This window comes from Alkalihalobacillus sp. FSL W8-0930, from assembly GCA_037965595.1.
Lineage (GTDB): Bacteria > Bacillota > Bacilli > Bacillales > Bacillaceae_D > Alkalicoccobacillus.
Window position 1 is genome coordinate 1,587,162 of sequence record CP150183.1, and the last position, 19,697, is coordinate 1,606,858.

The window sequence follows — 19,697 nt, forward strand, 5'->3', positions numbered from 1 at the left end:
GGAGAGAAAAGATGAAAACAAAAATGAAAACGCATTCAAAACCAGGCGTTTCTTTGCAGAAAAAAAGTTTCTGGACTATATTCAAGCAACAAAAAATCCTTTATTTAATGTCGCTTCCGTTTGTCGCTTGGGTGTTTGTTTTTAATTACCTACCTCTTGGAGGCTGGGTGATGGCATTCCAAAATTACCGACCGGGTCTTGGTTTTTTTGAACAAGAATGGGTAGGCTTTCAGCAATTTATCGAACTCTTTCAAGATGAACGATTTTATCTTGTGTTACGAAACACTATAGTAATGAGCGTTATGGGTTTAACTGTAGGATTTACCGTTCCCATTATGTTTGCGGTACTCCTAAATGAAATTCGGTTAAAAGCATTTAAACGTACGGTGCAAACCGTTTCTTACCTTCCCCATTTTGTGTCGTGGGTAATCGTGGCAGGTATTGTGACAAAGATGCTCTCTGTCGATGGTGGAGTTATTAATGATTTACTTGTAGCTGTTGGTCTTCTTGATCAACCCGTTCAATTTATGACGAAAGGCGAATATTTCTGGGTAATCGTTACGTTAGCTGATTTGTGGAAGGAAATGGGTTGGAACTCTATTATCTTTTTAGCAGCGATTGCCGGAATTGATCCGCAATTGTATGAAGCGGCAAAAGTAGATGGGGCCAGTCGTTTTAGACAAATTTGGCATATTACCTTAACCGGTATTCGTCCAACTATTTTAGTTGTGTTAATTCTTTCAATTGGAAACTTAATCACGATTGGGTTTGAGAAGCAATTCCTTTTGGGGAATCCAACTGTTGTTAACTTTTCTGAAGTGTTAGAGCTATATGCCTTGAATTATGGGATTGGACTTGGACGATTCTCTTATGGAACGGCCATTGGAATCTTTAATTCACTTGTAAGTATTATGCTTTTATTTATAGCCAATGGCATCTTTAAGCGTTATGCGAATCAAAGTGTCATGTAGAGGGGAGGGCAGGATGTATGAGTAAGTTAGGCCGAAACCGGTTAACAAAAGGCGATCGGATCTTTGATTTTGTAAACTATACGTTTCTTATCCTAGTATTTGTTGTCACCTTGTATCCTTTTTTAAATGTATTAGCGATTTCGTTGAATGACTCTACAGATACCGTACGTGGAGGCATTCATATTTGGCCAAGAGAATTCACATTAGAAAACTATAAGACTATTTTTGAGTATGACAATCTCGTAACGGGGTTAATTAACTCTATTCTTCGAACGGTGCTTGGCACAGTACTAGGTGTGTTCTCGTCAGCAATGGTTGCATTTACATTGAGCCGATCTGATTTTCAGGGGAGAAAATTTGTTTCCATCTTTATCGTCCTTACGTTGTACTTTTCAGGTGGTTTGATTCCTGGCTACATGCTAATGAGAGAACTTAACCTTATTAACACGTTCTGGGTCTATATCTTACCTGGAATGGTGAATGCGTTTAATATCATTATCGTTCGTTCCTTTATGGACGGTCTACCATATGCGCTTCAAGAATCTGCAAAAATGGATGGGGCGAGTGATTTTACGATATTCTGGAGAATTGTTATGCCTCTTTGTATGCCAGTACTTGCAACCATTGCCTTGTTTGTTGCTGTAGGGCAGTGGAATGCTTGGTTTGACACGTATTTATACAACAGCTCAAATCCATCACTGACGACGTTGCAATATGAGCTAATGAAAATCCTACAAAATACAAACATGGGGGCATCGGATGCAAACTCTTTTAGAGGGGTTGCTGGAGAAGAAGCTGCCAAGCAGGTATCACCAGAGTCGATTAAGATGGCGATATCAATGGTCACCATTATTCCGATCCTATTAGTTTATCCATTTCTTCAAAAATACTTTGTACAGGGAATGACGTTAGGCGCAGTGAAAAGTTAAGGGGGGATTGATCAAGAGATGCAGAACTTTTTAAAGAAAAGCCTTTTTACTCTTTCGTTGGTAAGTGTTAGTGGATTAATTGCGTGCAGTAATGATCCAGCGAGCATGGAAGACGCGGATCCTGAAGCAGAAATTACGTTAAGTCTATTTGGGGCAGATATGCATTCTCAGTGGGACAATATGCAGAGCCCTGTGAGTGAAGTAGTGAAGGAAGAAACGGGTGTAACCATTAATGCAGAATTTGATGTAAATGGAGGAGATCAGAAAATCTCATTGATGGCAGCGAGTGGCGACTACCCGGATCTCATTATGCCAAAAGGAAATGCAAGTACACTTGTTGACTCAGGTGCACTGCTTGACTTAACGGATTTAATTGAAGAGCATGCTCCCAATCTTAAGAAGATCTATGGAGATTATTTTGATCGGCTTAAGTGGAGCAATGAAGATGAAGCCATTTACATTCTCGCAACACCTCCTGTGGACCAAACATATTGGCAGCCAGCTACGGGATTTATGCTGCAGCACGATGTCGTACAGGAGCTCGGTTATCCTGATATTCGGACAGTAGACGATTTTGAAGAGGCCATTCGCTCGTATAAGGAAATGTATCCTGAGATTGATGGTCAACCGACAATTGGGTTATCGTTACTGGCAGATGATTGGAGAATTTTGATATCGACAACAGACCCTGCTGCTTTTGCTACAGGATCAACTGGGGACGGAGAGTTTTATGTAGATCCAGATACGTATGAAGCCAAGCTCCATTATCGGAGAGGTGAGGAAAAAGACTATTTCCGCTGGTTGAATCACATGAATGACGAAGGCTTACTTGATCCCGAGAGTTTTGTACAAAAATATGATCAATATTTGGCTAAGATTTCTTCTGGACGAATTTTGGGGCTGATTGATTCTGACTGGCAGGTAGGAGAAGCGCAGCGGGCGCTCCGTGAAGCCGGGATGCAAGAGCGGATGCATGGAATGTATCCTGTGACACTAAACGAAGACTTTAAACACCCCAACTTTCAGGAAACTGGTTATCTAGGTGGATGGGGAATTGGTATCTCTGTTGATTGTGAGAACCCGGTTCGAGCGATTAAATTTCTAGATTTTCTCGCATCGGATGAAGGGCAAATCCTGCAAAATTGGGGGATCGAAGGAGAGCATTTTACGATTGAAGATGGAAAACGAGTCATTAGTGAGGAAGAGATGGCGGAACGAGATAATAATGCTAATTACCAGAAGGATACGGGCATTGGTGTAATGAAGGGATTTGCGCCAGCGTATGGAGATGGCGTAGAGGATTCAACAGGACAGACTTACACGATCGCAAGTCCAGAACAAATTAAGGATTCGTATACGGATACAGAACGAGATGTTCTTGCAGCTTATGATGCAGAACTATGGAAGGACTTGTATCCACAAGAAGATGAGTTTACGCCAAAACCTTGGGGCGCTGCTTATAACATTTCAGTTCCATCTGGATCGAATCTTGAGTTGATTCTGCAACGATGCCTAGATATAACGAAACGAAAAGTACCAGAGGCTATTTTAGCGAATCCCGAAGACTTTGATCGTGTGTGGGATGAATTTATGAGTGAGCTAGAAAGTGCTGGTGTCGAAGAAGCGGAGACAGAATACACAGAGCTAATCAAAAATAGAGTAGAGCTTTGGGGCGGAAGTTAAACGCTACACATTAAAACACGTTAAGGGGGATGTTAAATGAGTAAGCATTGGAAAACAGGAATGTTTTTAACCTCAGTTGTTTTGGTAAGCGGTTTAATTGGATGTAGTAAAGATACAGCGAACTTGGAAGATGAAGATCCAGAAGGTGATATTACGCTCTCGCTATTTAGTGGAGATTTGCACTCTCAATGGGATAACATGGAAAGTCCAGTCAGTCAGGTTGTGAAAGAAAAAACTGGTGTTACGATTAATGGTGAATTTGATGTAAACGGAGGCGATCAGAAAATCGCTTTAATGGCTGCTAGCGGAGACTATCCCGACTTAATTTGGCCAAAAGGAAACGCAGGTACACTTGTTGATGCAGGAGCGTTTCTTGATCTAACTGATTTAATAGAAGAACACGCTCCAAATTTAAAAGAGATTTATGGAGATTATTTTGATCGACTCAAATGGAGTAATGAGGATGAATCCATTTATATCCTACCAACCTCAGAAGTGGATCATACGTATTGGGAGCCAGGAACTGGTTTCATGTTGCAGCATGCTGTTGTAGAGGAACTAGGTTATCCGGAAATTCGAACGGTAGATGATTTTGAGAACGCAATCAGAGAGTACAAAGAAAAGAATCCAACTATTGATGGTCAGCCTACCGTTGGGTTATCTTTACTAGCGGATGATTGGCGCATCATGATTTCAACAACAAATCCGGCCTTTTTTGCGACAGGTGCACCAGATGATGGTGAATTTTATATTGATCCAGATACGTATGAGGCGAAGTTCCATTACAGACGTGCTGAGGAAAAGGAGTATTTCCGTTGGTTGAACCACATGAATGATGAAGGGTTACTTGATCCAGAGAGCTTTGTACAGAAGTACGATCAATATCTAGCTAAGATCTCATCTGGTCGTGTGCTCGGTTTGATTGATGCAGATTGGCAAGTGGATCAGGCACAAAATGCATTAAGAGAAGCAGGGAAAACGGAACGCATGCACGGAATGTACCCAGTTACCTTAACGGACGAATTTAAGCATCCAAACTTCCAGCAAACCGGTTATTTAGGTGGATGGGGAATTGGAATCTCAGTAGATTGTGAGAATCCTGTTCGTGCCATTAAATTCCTTGATTTTCTCGCTTCAGAGGAAGGACAGATTCTTCAAAACTGGGGAATCGAGGGAGAACATTATACAATGGAAGATGGCAAGCGAGTGATCAGTGAAGAACAGATGGAAGAGCGTAATAATAACGCAAACTTCTCTAAGCAGACAGGTATTGGCGTATTAAAAGGATTTAGCCCGGTTTATGGTAATGGTGCCGAAGACTCAACAGGTCAAACATATACAATCGCAAGTCCTGAACAAATTAAGGATTCGTATACGGATAAAGAAAAAGAAGTGCTCGAAGCGTATGATGCTGAACTTTGGAAGGATCTCTATCCTCAAGAGGATGAGTTCCCGGTAAAGCCTTGGGGAGCCGCTTATAACATGGCTGTACCTGCTGGATCAAATCTAGAACTTGTCATGCAAAGATGCCTTGACATTATGAAACGTAAGATACCAGAGGCCATCCTCGCCGATCCTGAGAAATTTGATGCAGTTTGGGATGAGTTCCAAGATGAATTACTCGCAGCAGGTGCAGAAGAAGCAGAGAAGGAATATACAGAATTGATTAAAAACCGCATCGAGCTCTGGGGAGAATAAGGTTAAAGAGATGGTAGGACATCACTCAAAATAAACGAGAAAATGGCGAATGATTCAATGAGTGAATCATTCGCCATTCGTGTTTTTATGAAACGAGCGGAAGGAGAACCTGAGACTCCTACGGAACAGAACGCGGTGAAGACACTGTAGCGGCGGTTTTACCGCGGAAGGGGCTGAGGCCGTTCCCGTGGAAAGCGAGGGATTCTCCTGTAGCGGATATATTGCTAAGTTCGTGTTTTCGTGAGTCATTTACTGTTATGTCCCAGTCCCTTATTACTTTAATATTTTGGTGTAATGGTAATGAAGTTAGAACTCTTTGTTACAGTCCAACTACCTTGAATGAGTTCATGCAATAGTATCTCTTCTGATGAAGAGAGATGAATTCCAACTAATTTATGATCTTGTTGACTATAATCAACTCCATCGCTTTTGTTAAAGCGGAGCGCAAGAAGTTTCTTTAAGCCATTAAGATGTAAAAATTTAAAACTGTATCCTTCTTTGATCGCTTCTTCCCAGGGTTCGCTAAGCTCTTCTGCCGTTTGAATTCGTTCATCGAAATTCATCGTGGAATCAACAACTTGATCTACAATGAACTTGAACTCAAGGTTCTTTATGATCTGAATCAGCTTATCATCAGACACACCGCTTGTTCGAAGGTTTTCAATTAAAAAAGCAATCGGCATTGAAAGTCTCACTGGTTTTGTCATTGTTGTACCACTTCAACATCTTTTAGTAACACGATACCAGATGGTAGAGTTTTTACGCCACTAATTTGATTAGAAACACCTAGTAGATCCACAGGGTAATATAGAAAATCAAACGGGACATCATTCGCTACGATTTGTTGCGCTTCTTCAAACAAATCGTTACGCTCATCCTCATCCGTGGTCTGTATGGATTGATCAACAAGCTCATCAAATGACGGATTCGCGTACGTATATCTTAATTGATTACTGCTTTGTTTATTAGAATGAAGAATGGTAAACAGTGCATTATATCCATCGCCTGTTGGGCTTGAACGGCCAAGTAGGAACAAATCTGCTTCACCCTGTCCGGTATATTCTACGAAAGATGCAAACTCCATTTGACTGATTGTAACGTTCACGCCTATGTCTTGTAGGGCTTGTTGGATATAAGTAGCAATGTCTACACGTGTCCGATCATCATTCACGGATAATTCTAGTGATAAATCGCTTTGACCTGCTTCATTAAGTAACTCTTTTGCTTCATCTGGATCATATGGCAATGCCTCAACGTCAGCAAATCCAAAGTCATAAGGTGAAAGTGGGCTGTTTGCTATTGTACCAACGCCATTTAAAATAGAATCAACAATCACTTCCTTATCGATTGCCATGCTAATGGCCTGTCTAACACGCACATCATCAAACGGTTCTTTATTAGTGTTAAATCCAAGGAAATTCACGTAAGTTGAGTCTGTTTCTACGATCTCGGCAGCATCACTATTTTCGATTTGTTCCATGCTATTAGGATTTACTGAATCAATAATATCTGATGCCTGTGTTTCAAGATCTGCCACTCGTGTTAATTCTTCTGGAACAATTTTGTACGTAACCCCTTCGATATTAGGTGCTCCGCCCCAATAATCCTCGTTTCGAACCAATTTAATTTCTGAACCTGGATTCCATGATTCAAACTTAAAAGGACCTGTACCAATTGGTTTATTTGCGACAACACTACCAGGATCCTCTCCATTTGCTACTGCTTCGTTATCTTCTTCAATAACGGCAGGACTCAGCATAGAACCACCATATTGAGCAAGGTGTGCAGGTAAAGAGGCAAACGGTTCAGATAAATGAAACCGAACCGTATAAGGATCTACAACTTCTATATCTTCAATGCGATCGTATAAGTAAGCAGTAGGTGAGATCGTTTCCTCGGCAAGACTGCGATCTAGATTTGCTTTTACTGCTTCAGCATTAAATTTAGTACCATCGTGAAAGGTTACATCCTCTTTTAACTTAAATTCCCATGTAGTAGGATCAATTGATTCCCACTCAGTAGCAAGTCCAGGCTCCAGGTCCATCGATTCATTTTGGGTAACTAGCCGATCATATACATTAAAGCCAACTTTCCAATTAACAACTACATTTTCTGTATGTGGATCAAGCTTCTGAATATCTGTGGCTAGTGAGTAAGTTATCTCCCTTCCAACTTCATCAATCGTGGATGTATCGTTTGAAGGCTCGGTTAAATCACTTGAGCATGCTGTAAGCAAAAGTACTCCAGCAAGTAAAGAAACAGTAAATAGGTTTTTCAATATAATTCCTTCTTTCCTCTTATGTCTCATCGTTGGTGATGGAATGTTTCGAAAATTGATTAGAAATAGCTTTAGTGCTCCCTTTTATATGATTAAACATCATTTCTTTCGTAAGGTTTGAGTTTCTCTCATGAAGAGCGGCAAGCAAATGCTTGTGGTCGGTGATTGTTTTCGTTTTAACCTCATGGCTATATGGCATCAAGTCAAGGGCTGGATTAATGCGTGTGCGTATTTTACGAATGGCGCCATCAAGAAAAGGATTACCTGAAGCTCTACCTAATAAAAGGTGAAACTTTACATCAAGAGATCGAAACTCTTCACGTTCAATCAACTGATGTTGACTTTGATCCAGTATAAGTTGAAGGGAATCTAATTCTTCGTCCGTTATTCTCAAAGCAGCGAGTCTTGCTGCTTCAGGCTCAATAATGGAACGATATTCAAAAACGTCTATTAAATCTTTCCATGAAGATTCAATGTCTGAACTCGAACGATGATTTGATCGTTTTGTGGTGGGGAGGACAAATGTTCCACCTTTAGCACCTAATCTTTTTTCGATTAATCCTTGTTTTTCAAGTGCAGCCAATGCTTCTCTTAGTGCTAGGCGACTACAGTTAAATAATGTAGAAAGCTCTCTCTCAGAGGGTAGCTGCTCATTTGAAAGGAATTCTTTTAAAATAATGGCTTCTTCAAGCTGTTCATAGATGAAATCGCTCACTTTTTTTGATTGCACTTGTTTTAGAGAACGTTTGTAAATAAAGATTCCCCCTTTTTAGTGGAATAAGGTTTAAACCTTATACCATTAACAATATCATTTCAATAATTCGTACAGGAATACACGGCTTTAATAAGAAGATCCTAGCACAGAGAGATTTTGCTGTCAATTTTAAGTTTTTGTTTCTCTCCCTCAATATATTGACAAATCTATCTTAAGCAAATTCATGATTTCTTAATTAAAATTTACTATAATAGATTGAGAATGTTGGATATTCCATCCAACCACTAGTTCTTGAGCAATGGTTAGAAGGGAGTTAACCATGAAAAAATATCAAATCAAATTACAAGAGAAGATCGTAAAAACTTTAGATAATTGGGAGGCCCAACACACCGTCTCCTATGATGAGTTGTATCGATTTCTACATTCAATAGCAGGTACAGGCTCTTCCATTGGATTACCACAACATTCAGCAGAAGCGAGAGGTAAGCTTGAATTGCTTCCCTCTGATAAAGAAAGCTGGTCCTACGCTGAAATTGTCGACTATTTAAATGAGACCGTATTAATGGAACGAGAGAACAAAGAAGCTCTGAGTACGCATGTAGAACCTTCTTTAGTTCTAATTATCTCTGAAGATGGACGATATCTTGCACAACTTAAAGGAAATCTGGAAGAGCAGGGATTTATGGTGTCCGGAGCAATCAGTCTGGAAAAAGGAAATCAATTCTTAAACGACCAGAATCCTGAGTGTGTGATATTAGTTGAACCGAGAAAGTTATCCATTACATCTTCAGATTTACGTTCTCTATCTCAAAAATTATGGTCTGAGATTGTTCCCGTAATGGTTTTAAGTGATGAAAGCTCTTTAGAGGCTCAAAACCAAGCCTATCAAAATGGAGTAACTGATTATTTTGTAAGGCCAGTCCATATGTCTGAATTAACAGTTCGTATCCAAAATAGAATAAAGCTGAGAAGTAATTTTGAGCGGTCTTTGATGTATGATGACCTAACTGGTGTGTTTAACAGAAGATACTTAAGACTTGAAGGGACAAGACAGCTTGAATTGTTCCATCGATATGACACAACCTTCACCCTTGTGCTGCTTGATTTAGATTTCTTTAAGAAAATTAATGATACTTATGGACACCTAGCAGGAGACGACGTGTTAAAAGGATTTGCGGACTTCTTAACTAGCAAAAAAAGAGAAGGTGACCTCGTCATTCGTCTCGGTGGGGAAGAGTTTGTGCTCTTGCTTCCAAATACAAATAAATATCAAGCACTTCAAATGGTTGATCGTTTCAGAGTGGAATTTCAAGAATTATTATTTACAAGCAATGATAGTACATTCCATGTAACGACCTCAGCAGGGATCTCTGAAGTAGGTAAGGACATCCGTAAAATTGAAGAATTAAGCGATCAGTCCGATAAAGCCCTGTATGCAGCAAAACGCGCTGGTCGTAACAGAGCATTAATTTATAATCCAAATGAAGTATATGAAGCAGAACAAGTTGTAACAATTTGTATCGTTGATGATGATCATGTTCTTAGAGAAGTTGTAGAAGAACAGCTTCAAATGATTGTTGTTCCAGGTTCCATCTTTAGGATTTTAACATTTAAAAGCGGGGAAGATTTTATCAAATCGGACTGGTATCAGCCTAGACAGAAATTTCTTATTGTCTTAGATCGAATGATGCCTGAATTGGATGGGTTAGACGTACTTACTTACATTCGCACACATTATCCTGAGTTAGATATTCTTGTTGTTATGTTAACAGGAAAAACAAATGAAGAGGAAATTGTACAAGCATTAAACGCAGGAGCCGATGATTATATTACAAAGCCGTTTCTGGCAGATGAGCTACGTGCGCGTATTCAACGGTTGCTGCAGCGGACATTATTATAGTGAAAAGGAAAGAGGAATTCATATGAAAAAAGTGTTGGTTGCTGATGATGAAGAAGTACTAAGAATGTTAATTACCGATACACTAGAGGATTTAGAGCTTGATGTACATGAGGCGAGTGATGGTCAAGAAGCGTTAGATTTAATCTATCAACATGACTTTGACCTTCTCGTATTAGATTATATGATGCCAGAACTAACTGGACTTGAGGTTATTGAACACGTTCGATCACTGGAAGACAAAAAGGATGTATTAATTCTAATGTTGACTGCCAAAAGTCAGCAGGCCGATCAAGATACAATTATGAAAAAAGGGGCTAATTTCTTCTTAGCCAAGCCATTTAGTCCTAATGCATTAGTTGATCGTGTACAGGAGATTTTAGGATGAACGACTATTTCAAAAAGAGTTTAAATCGTCAACTTGTTTCATTTATGGCGATCATTATGCTGATTATCACCATTATTGGGTCGGCTTTTGTTTATTATGTTAGCGTGATTCAAAGTAACTATATTGCAGAAAGAGAAGTTCTTGTTCACAAGCAGGGACTCGCGTTTCAAATTGATAACAATGCAAATCAGATGTTTATTCACTTGAGAGGTTATTTTGCCTTTCAATCAACGTCAGAATATTCCTCATTACTGGCACGAATTGAATCCGTTAATGAAACAATAGATGAGTATAACCAGCTAACACTCGAACCTGATGAATCTCAATTTATAAATTCTGTTGACGAGTTAATAAGTCAGGTTGAAGCCTATATACCACAAGCAGTTGAGTTAATTGATAATGGTAATGTTGGCGAAGTTCAAGAGACAGGTGTAGCTGATGGAGGAGCGCTTGTTAATGAATTAACAAGTCTAACTGCGTCCAATCTAGAGCAGACAAATGACAAACTTGCTAACCTCAGTTCAGACTATACAGTAGCAAACAGTACGATTCTTTGGTTAATCTTTGGGTTAATCATTGCTTTTATCGCTACTTTGTTTCTGATTCTAAGACGGATTTTCACTAAGATTGGGAATCCTCTTCAGGATCTCACATTAGCGAGTGAACAATTAGCTGCCGGGAAGGAAGTCCATTTAATTGAGTCCAATCGAAACGATGAGGTTGGAATCCTTTCACGAACGTTTAATGGAATGGTCTTAACCTTACAGGAAAAAGAAGAAGAGCTTGTTGCGCAAAATGAAGAATTAATTAGTCAGCAGGAAGAACTAGAAGAGCAACAAGATAAACTGAGGTCTGCTTTTGAGGAAACACAGATGGTTCGTCTTGTACTTGAAAAATACAATCGGTTTAATCATACCATTTCCGTTACATTAAATGAGCAAGAACTTTTTGATCAAATTATTGACCATATGGGCGAACTGTACCCAGTTGAACGAATGGGATTTGTCTCCTTACAAGGCAGAAAACGATCTGCAAAACGGGGGATTAGTGACAAAGTAGTAGAGGATTTATCGGCGAATTTCCAAGATGGACTCGGAGTTTTGTTAAAAGAGAAAAAGTCTTGCCATCAGGTAAAACGGAAATCCTCAAAATATGAGCAAGGCATCGCCGAAGAACCTGTTGACGTTTTTGACTTATATGTGCCAGTTTTTTCATCCACAAAGGAGCTCATGGCTGTGTTCTGTTGTACCCGCATTGGTTCTGGTTTTTCATTGGTAGAACGCGAAGAACTTGAAGGAGTGATGGGGCATATCTCCATTGCGATTGAGCGAGTCATGTTATATGAACAAACTGAAAATGATCGACAATTGAATCAAGATATGATTGATAATGTAAATGAAGGCATTCAATTTATTGATCGAGACGGCTCTTTGTTACGATCAAATAAGTTGTTCCGTAAAATGTTTCAATTTAATCTAGATGTAGAAGCAACATGTTATAGCTATGATCTATGGAAAGAAGAATGTCTGAAAAATGTTGACCAAACAGAGGAACTGGCCTCCTTCTTTGACCAAGTATTGTGTGCAAAAACAAATGAGAGCTTAACTACTAGATACAAGTTATCAGACGGTGTCACAATGATTGAAGTCTATGCAGAACCTGTATATAAAGATGATACAAGAAAAGGAACCATCATTGTTCATCGTGACATTACAAAAGAGTATGAAGTGGATCAAATGAAGTCTGAATTGGTGAGTACAGTAAGCCACGAACTTCGTACACCACTTTCTAGTATCTTAGGCTTCACTGAACTAATGATTGATCGAGAGTTAAAACCAGCAAGACAAGAAAAATACTTACGCACGATTCATAAAGAGACCAATCGTTTAACGAATTTGATTAACGATTTCCTTGATCTGCAGCGGATGGAATCAAATGTACAATCCTATAACAAATCTTCCTTTAATGTTAAAGAATTAGTGATTGAAGTCATTGCTAAATACGAACCAATGTATAAAGAACATCAGTTTATGATTCGCGATTTAGCCAATCAAACGTTTGTATGGGCAGATCCAAATCGAATTGAGCAAGTTCTAGTTAACTTAGTAAGTAATGCAGTTAAATTTTCTCCGAATGGTGGCCATGTTGAAGTGGTCATGGTCAATAAAGGAACAGAGCTTCACATTCACATTAATGACGAAGGACTTGGCATACCTGAATCTGAGATTGATAAATTGTTTACAAAGTTTCACCGGATTGACAACAGTGATCGAAGAAAGATCGGCGGCACAGGCTTAGGTCTACCAATTGTTAAAGAAATTATGGAAGCTCATGGTGGAAGTGTGTCTGTTAAATCTACATTAGGCGCGGGGAGTACATTTATTCTGTCTTTTCCTTACGACAGTCAGGAGTCACTTTTACCTATATCCTCAATAAATGATGATCAGGAAGACCGATACAGAGTAGCTATTTTAGAGGATGATCAAAGTCTTGCTTTATTATTAGCGGAAGAACTTAAGCAAAGTGGTTTTGAAGTTCATCATTATTTGAGTCCAACCGTTGCTCTAGAGAGAATAAGAGTACAGCAAATAGATGCGGTTGTTGTTGATTTGATGCTCGGTGAAGGAATGGATGGGTGGGACTTTATTAAAGCCCTAAAGCAATTTGATGAAACCCAAAATGTGCCTGTATTTATTTCATCTGCATTGAATGAAGTAAGGGAAAAAGCAAAAGAATTTGGAGTAAGTAAATACCTCACAAAGCCTTATCCACCGCAGGAATTGTCACATATCATTAAAAAAACCTTATCAAGTGATAAAAAAATAGGCCAAATTGTTATGCCAGAGGAGTAAAAAGGTTTATTATATAGAATAAGAGGGAATTTTGAAGGCATGCTCTTGCATGTCTTTTTATATAACTAAATCTAAATCACTAATCAATGGACAGGGTGAACTCTAAATGGCAAAACATATAGCAATAGTCGGCGCAGGTCCAGGTGGATTAGCTTGTGCCATGCTTCTCTCTGGTAGAGGATACAAAGTAGATGTGTATGAGAAACATCCTTACGTGGGTGGGCGTACATCTGCATTAAAGAAAGATGGCTTTACTTTCGACCGGGGACCAACATTTTTAAGCATGCCTTACATACTTGAAGAGTTGTTTGATTTTGTCGGACGCAAGCTGGATGATTACCTTGATTTGCTAAAGGTTGAGCCGATGTATGAGTTACAATTTGAAGATTTGGTCTTCAGTCCCTCTCAAGATCCTAAGGAGACATTTAATCAAATTAAAAAACTCTTCCCAGGAGATGAAGAAGGCTATGAGCGGTTTATGACAGATACGAGAAGAAAGATGGCAGCACTTCTCCCTGTTTTACAGAACCGACACGGATCGCTCCTTGACTATGCGAGGTGGCGTACATTAAAAGCACTTCCTGAGTTATCTCTTAATCAATCATTATACGAAGTACTAGATTCATATTTTAACGATGAGCGGTTAAAGCTATCCTTTACGTTTCAGTCTAAGTATCTAGGGATGTCTCCATGGGAATGCCCAGGTGCTTTTAGTATTCTTTCGTTTATGGAGCATGAATATGGTGTTTGGCATCCACGTGGTGGTTTAAATCAAATCTCTGAAGCGATGGCGACAGTGATTAGGGAGCACGGAGGGACGATCCATTTGGATACTCCGATTCAGCAAATACTTACGAAGAATAAAAAGGTCTACGGACTTCAATTACCTAACGGAGAAGAACGTCACTATGATGAAGTTGTGATTAATGCGGATTTTGCCTATGCAATGACTGAACTATTAAATAAATCTAATCTTAAATCGTACTCAAAAGAAAAACTAGATAAAAAGAAATACTCTTGTTCATCCTTTATGATTTATGTGGGATTAGACAAACAATACGATCAGGCGCACCATACAATTGTGTTCTCAAAGGATTATAAGAAGAATGTAGAAGAAATTACAAAAACAAAGACTTTGTCGGCTGACCCTTCGATTTATATTCAGAATCCAGTTGTGACGGATTCAAGCTTAGCTCCTGAGGGGCAGTCCGGTCTCTACATCCTGGCACCCGTACCAAATAACTTTAGTTTATTAGACTGGGAAAACCACAAGATTGAATTTAGAGATTTAATCTATTCAATTATCGAAGAACGTACGGAATTTAAAAACCTTCGTGATCATATTGTGTTTGAAGAACTCTTAACTCCGGATGATTGGCAGAAAGAGCATCACATCTACCAGGGAGCTACGTTTAATTTGGCTCATAACTTAGGTCAGATGATGTACTTTAGACCACATAACAAGTTCCAGAGTTTAAAGAACTGCTGGTTAGTTGGTGGAGGTACTCACCCCGGAAGTGGGCTGCCGACTATTTTTGAGTCTGCTAGAATTACAGCCAACTCAATTATGGAACATGATAAAAAGGGGTTGGTTCAACGATGAAAACCATCATTGTTGGAGGAGGTATTGGTGGTCTAATCACAGCTCTTTACTTATCTAATCGTGGTGAAGAGGTCGTCATCCTTGAAAAGGATACGAAGCTTGGAGGACGTCTAGCGCTAATTGAACGAGATGGATTTAAAGTTGATAAGGGTCCCACCATTGTGTTATTACCAGATATTATTCGTACAATTTTAGAGGAAGTGGGAGTGGATCCTAATCAAGTTGAAATGGTCCGCGTTGATCCTCTCTACTCGTTAACTTATTCAGACAACACGACTTTCTTAAAGTGGAGTGACAAGCAAAAACAATTAGCTGAGATTAACCGCGTATTTCCAGGTGAGGAACAATCGTTTATCCATTACCTTGAAACGATGAATGATCGATTTAATTTAGGTAAATCCGTCTTTTTGGATCGACATTTTATGAATAAACGTGAATTTTTTAGTCTTACGTCCCTATCTGCTTTACTGAAATTAAAAGCGTATCAGTCAGTAGAGAAGCAAACGGCCCAGTTTTTTAAGGATAAAAGATTGCAAGAGGCATTTTCTTTACAAACCCTGTATATAGGAGGAGCACCTTCCACATCACCAGCACTGTATTCACTTGTTTCATTTAGTGAGCATTATCATGGCATCTGGTACATTAAAGGTGGATATGGCAGTCTTGTTCCGATTCTTGAACAGGAACTTCGAAAACGTGGAGTGGAAATTCATCTGAATACTGCGGTAGATCGAATAGAAGAAAGTAACAATCACGTTCAAGCAGTTTATTCAAAGGATACACGCTATAATGCTGACCGGTTTGTCTTGAACGGGGAAGTACCACTGATGCAAACATTGTTTCCTGAAAAGAAAGCAAAAAAACAGTCCTATGTATCATCTTCTTCATGCCTTTTGCTTTATTTTGGCTTAGATACGATTTATGACGATGCAAATGTACATCAGTTTTACATGTCTCGGGATTTTAATCAGAACATGAAAGAGATTTTTGTTGATAAAAAGATCCCTTCAAATCCATCTTTGTATGCCTTTCACCCATCTAAAATTGATGAGTCTCTAGCGCCTGCAGGGAAAGGTGTACTGTATGTGTTGGTACCCGTTCCATCTGGCTCATCTGTTAATTGGGAGCAGATTGATGAATTTGTGGACATGTGCGTTGATACGCTGGAATCATGGCATTTCCCGAACTTGCGAGAACATATTGAGTGGATGGACGTGCGTACACCAAAACACGCTGAAGCAGAGGGGCTTTACCTTGGTGGTAGCTTTGGCTTAGCTCCTGTTCTAAAGCAGTCTGGAGTCTTCAGGCCACAGATTAAACCTTTTGGTCGACACAATGTTTACGCCGTTGGTGCTTCCATTCATCCTGGGGGAGGAATCCCTATTGTGATGCAAGGAGCAAAACTGTTATCTGATTATCTGGAGGAAGAAACAGATTCAGTTACTAGGAAGGAGAATTCAATTTGAGAAAGCTAGAAGAAGCCTATGAGGATTGTCATCGTATCATTAATCGCCACTCTAAAACCTTTGCAAAGGCATTTAGCTTACTGCCTGCTTCTAAGAGAAAAGCGGTCTGGGCCATCTATGCTTATTGTCGCAGTGTAGATGATATTGTAGACGAGGGAGCTAATCCTCACATGGAATTAGCACAATTCGAGGACCATTTTCACTTATTCTTACGCAATGAATTACCACTTCAGGATTCAATGTGGTTAGCTCTAGATGATGTGTTTAAACGGTTTGAGATCAATCAACAAGCATTTGAAGATATGATTAAAGGTCAAAAGATGGATCTTTTTAAAAATCGTTATCAAACGATGGACGAAGTAGAAGAATACTCCTATTATGTTGCTGGAACGGTTGGTCTTATGCTGCTTCCTGTATTAGCTCCGAACAACCATACACGTCTTGTAGAAGGTGGAAAAGCTTTGGGAACGGCTATGCAAATCACGAACATTTTACGTGACATTGGAGAGGATATCGAGCGGAATCGAATCTATCTACCGAGTGATCTAATGATGCAATACGGAGTAACAGTAGAACAAATTAAAATGGGTCACGTAACGGAAGGATTTATTCAGCTATGGGAGCATATGGCGACACGCGCTGAAGAGTTATACAGTATTGCCCTTGAAAGTATTGAGCATTATCCTTTAGACTCCAGGCTACCAGTTAAAGGTGCGGCGTTTATGTACCGAGCCATCTTAAATTCAGTTAGACGCAATCATTATCAGGTTTTTACTACTCGGTCTTTTATTACTCAAGAAGAGAAAAAAGAAATATTAGCGCAATTATAAAGGAAAAACGATTGAGCGGAGGCGCTCAATCGTTTTTTAGTCGTTGGGAGATAAAGAATCGATATTCAATACAATTTGCCGGATATATCTCATTGTTGTTTCCGTCGCTTCATTCATTGTCAGTTCCTGTCTCTTATTTAAAAGGTTTGTGAGCATTCCTTGCCAGACGAGTGTTGTTAATTCATTAATCGTTTCGATTTGGTGTTCCAAGATTAATCCTTCATCTGTTGCCATTTCTAATAAGGAGACTCCTCGTTTTACCATACTTCTTTGGAATAACACCGGCTTTAAATCTTCTGGAAAATCAATGATATCGCTAGAATACATTGAATAGTATTCCTCAAAAAGAGTATCAGGCTTATTGCCAATATCCATTAAGAAAATGGCGTGAAAGAGTTGGGGTTGATTGTAAGAATGCTTGCATAAGCATTCCCAAGCTAAAATATATTTCTCAATGGATGTATCACCTTTTTCTAGATAGTTCACGACGTCATTCGTATATGGTTTGAGGAATCTCATAGATGCAAAGAAAATAACATGAGATAACTCGTTAAAATAATTATAGAGCGTTGCGCTATTATAACCTGCCTTATCCGCAATTTTACGAATTGTAATTGAATCGAATCCTTCTTCATTAATAATGTCTGCGGCCGCTTCAATAAAGTATTTCCACATTCGCTGACGTTTAATTGTACGCTTCTCCATCATTTGTCTCCTTTCCTTCAAAGAGCATGTTTATCTATTATAGTACTGATTTAGTGAAAGATAAACGCTGATCCCGTTTGTCACACTATACATAGTATGATAACATAATCACGTTCATAAAATAATCATGATTACTTTATAATCATGATCACAAGAAAGGTGATTATATGAAAAACGCAAAAGTAGACCCTTATATCTTTTGGTCTTCCATTCTTGTCATTGCTGTGTCGTCCGTTTTACTCGTTGTAAATCGCGAAATTGCAGAACCCTTTTTAGATGGAGTCATGACAGGGATTACCTTTAACCTTGATTGGTTGTTTCAAGCTTTAACATTTGGATTGTTTATCCTTTTAGCTTGGCTGGCATTCGGTCGATTCGGCAAAATTAAACTAGGTGAAGGTCGGCCGGAGTTTTCTACATTCAGTTGGGGAGCTATGTTATTTTGTGCTGGTATGGGTACTAGTATCATGTTTTGGTCAATACTCGAACCTATTTATTATTATATGGATCCGCCCTTTGGTTTAGAGTCAAGTGGAAATGATGCGGCAGATTGGGCAGTGACGTATGGGTTATTTCACTGGGGGCTCTCTGCATGGGCGTTATATGCACTTCCCACTGTAGTTATTGCCTACTCCTTTTTTATAAAGAAACAAAAATCGCTTAAAATTAGTTCAGCTTGCCGTGGAGTTCTAGGTAAGCACGCTGATGGTTTTCTTGGTAAGGCCATTGATGTGTTAGTTATTTGGAGCCTTGTTGGTGGATTAGGTACATCTCTTGGATTAGGTGTTCCAATGGTATCAGCTGTTATAAGTGAGTTATTAACAATAGAAGAGTCGATCGGTTTAAGTATTAGTATTATTTTAATTTGGACAGTGATTTATTGTACAAGTGCTTATTTTGGGTTATATAAAGGAATTAAAAAGCTTAGTGATATCAACGTATATATGGCGTTAGCACTAGCAATATTTGTTCTGGTGTGTGGTCCTACTTTATATATCCTTTCAAACTTTACAAATAGCTTTGGACTAATGATGCAAAACTTTTTACAGATGAGTTTCTATACTGATCCAAATGGGAAAAGTGGATTTCCTCAAACATGGACTGTATTTTATTGGGCATGGTTTGCAGCAACTGCTCCATTTATTGGGCTTTTTGTTGCAAGAATTTCAAAAGGACGTACGATAAGAGAATTAATATGTTCTATTTTATTATGGGGCTCCGTTGGAAGCTGGTTATATTTTGCTGTATTTGGAGGATACGCTCTTCATTTAGAGACGAACGGGCTCATCTCCTTAACGAATGTATTAACTGATAGTGATGAGACAGCTGTTATTGTAGAAGTCTTAAGATCATTACCTTTCAGTACAATTGTTCTGGTCTTTTTCTTAATTTTGGCTTTCATTTTTTTATCTACTTCTCTTGATTCAGCCACATATGTTCTCTCATCTATCGCCACAAAAGAACTAAAGGATGGGGAAGAACCAGCACGCTGGCATCGACTGGTTTGGGGCTTCACGCTTGCTGCTTTGGCCATATCCTTAATTAGTGTTGGAGGCTTAAAAGTGGTTCAGACTTCAGCTGTTATAGCAGCAGTGCCTATAGTTATTATCTATCTTCTATTAACTTTGTCTCTTGTAAAGTGGCTAAAAGAAGATTTTCCTAAACAATAAGAAACGATTACT

At 39.1% G+C, this 19,697-nt stretch carries 15 protein-coding genes; 11 read left to right on the plus strand and 4 right to left on the minus strand.

Features of this window, described 5'->3' with window-relative positions; genetic code table 11:
- Positions 1-11 precede the first annotated feature (11 nt).
- From NSQ54_08465 to NSQ54_08480, 4 genes are read left to right on the plus strand one after another with little or no spacing between them, the layout of a single operon-like run.
- On the plus strand, positions 12-971 hold the full coding sequence (locus NSQ54_08465) for a sugar ABC transporter permease (GenBank protein WYP28105.1): 960 nt from the start codon (positions 12-14) through the stop codon (positions 969-971).
- 17 nt (positions 972-988) lie between these two features.
- Positions 989-1,900: a carbohydrate ABC transporter permease gene (locus tag NSQ54_08470; GenBank protein WYP28106.1), complete on the plus strand. Its 912-nt coding sequence runs from the start codon at positions 989-991 to the stop codon at positions 1,898-1,900.
- 18 nt (positions 1,901-1,918) lie between these two features.
- Positions 1,919-3,583 carry an ABC transporter substrate-binding protein gene (locus tag NSQ54_08475; GenBank protein WYP28107.1) on the plus strand — a complete coding sequence of 555 codons (1,665 nt, stop codon included), beginning with the start codon at positions 1,919-1,921 and terminating at the stop codon, positions 3,581-3,583.
- Positions 3,584-3,619: 36 nt separating this feature from the next.
- The gene (locus NSQ54_08480; protein ID WYP28108.1) at positions 3,620-5,281 is read left to right on the plus strand and encodes an ABC transporter substrate-binding protein; all 1,662 of its coding nucleotides are present in this window, start codon (positions 3,620-3,622) and stop codon (positions 5,279-5,281) included.
- Between the two features lie 278 nt (positions 5,282-5,559).
- Here the strand turns inward: NSQ54_08480 and NSQ54_08485 are convergent, their stop codons facing one another.
- From NSQ54_08485 to NSQ54_08495, 3 genes are read right to left on the minus strand one after another with little or no spacing between them, the layout of a single operon-like run.
- A complete protein-coding gene (locus tag NSQ54_08485; GenBank protein WYP28109.1) occupies positions 5,560-5,988 on the minus strand; it encodes a hypothetical protein in 429 nt (142 codons plus the stop codon).
- Positions 5,985-7,559 (minus strand): glutathione ABC transporter substrate-binding protein, encoded by a 1,575-nt coding sequence (locus NSQ54_08490; GenBank protein ID WYP28110.1) that lies wholly within the window; start codon positions 7,557-7,559, stop codon positions 5,985-5,987. The genes NSQ54_08485 and NSQ54_08490 overlap by 4 nt, the downstream gene beginning before the upstream one ends.
- Before the next feature lie 19 nt (positions 7,560-7,578).
- A complete protein-coding gene (locus NSQ54_08495; GenBank protein ID WYP28111.1) occupies positions 7,579-8,274 on the minus strand; it encodes an FCD domain-containing protein in 696 nt (231 codons plus the stop codon).
- A gap of 319 nt (positions 8,275-8,593) precedes the next feature.
- On the opposite strand from NSQ54_08495, the gene NSQ54_08500 reads away from it, so the two are divergent.
- The 6 genes from NSQ54_08500 to NSQ54_08525 all read left to right on the plus strand — a co-directional run bounded on the left by NSQ54_08500 (position 8,594) and on the right by NSQ54_08525 (position 17,310).
- Positions 8,594-10,174, plus strand: coding sequence for a diguanylate cyclase (locus NSQ54_08500; protein ID WYP28112.1), 1,581 nt, complete (start codon positions 8,594-8,596; stop codon positions 10,172-10,174).
- Between the two features lie 22 nt (positions 10,175-10,196).
- On the plus strand, positions 10,197-10,559 hold the full coding sequence (locus tag NSQ54_08505) for a response regulator (protein ID WYP28113.1): 363 nt from the start codon (positions 10,197-10,199) through the stop codon (positions 10,557-10,559).
- Complete coding sequence (locus NSQ54_08510) at positions 10,556-13,411, plus strand: ATP-binding protein (protein ID WYP28114.1); 2,856 nt, start codon at positions 10,556-10,558, stop codon at positions 13,409-13,411. Before NSQ54_08505 ends, NSQ54_08510 begins: the two co-directional genes overlap by 4 nt.
- A gap of 106 nt (positions 13,412-13,517) precedes the next feature.
- Positions 13,518-15,014, plus strand: a complete 1,497-nt coding sequence (crtI, locus tag NSQ54_08515; protein ID WYP28115.1) for a phytoene desaturase family protein — start codon at positions 13,518-13,520, stop codon at positions 15,012-15,014.
- Positions 15,011-16,480 (plus strand): phytoene desaturase family protein, encoded by a 1,470-nt coding sequence (crtI, locus tag NSQ54_08520; protein WYP28116.1) that lies wholly within the window; start codon positions 15,011-15,013, stop codon positions 16,478-16,480. Before crtI (NSQ54_08515) ends, crtI (NSQ54_08520) begins: the two co-directional genes overlap by 4 nt.
- Positions 16,477-17,310, plus strand: a complete 834-nt coding sequence (locus NSQ54_08525; GenBank protein WYP28117.1) for a phytoene/squalene synthase family protein — start codon at positions 16,477-16,479, stop codon at positions 17,308-17,310. Before crtI (NSQ54_08520) ends, NSQ54_08525 begins: the two co-directional genes overlap by 4 nt.
- 36 nt (positions 17,311-17,346) lie before the next feature.
- On the opposite strand, the gene NSQ54_08530 is transcribed toward NSQ54_08525, so the two are convergent.
- A complete protein-coding gene (locus tag NSQ54_08530; protein ID WYP28118.1) occupies positions 17,347-18,015 on the minus strand; it encodes a TetR/AcrR family transcriptional regulator in 669 nt (222 codons plus the stop codon).
- A gap of 167 nt (positions 18,016-18,182) precedes the next feature.
- On the opposite strand from NSQ54_08530, the gene NSQ54_08535 reads away from it, so the two are divergent.
- Positions 18,183-19,685 carry a BCCT family transporter gene (locus NSQ54_08535; protein ID WYP28119.1) on the plus strand — a complete coding sequence of 501 codons (1,503 nt, stop codon included), beginning with the start codon at positions 18,183-18,185 and terminating at the stop codon, positions 19,683-19,685.
- Positions 19,686-19,697 lie beyond the last annotated feature (12 nt).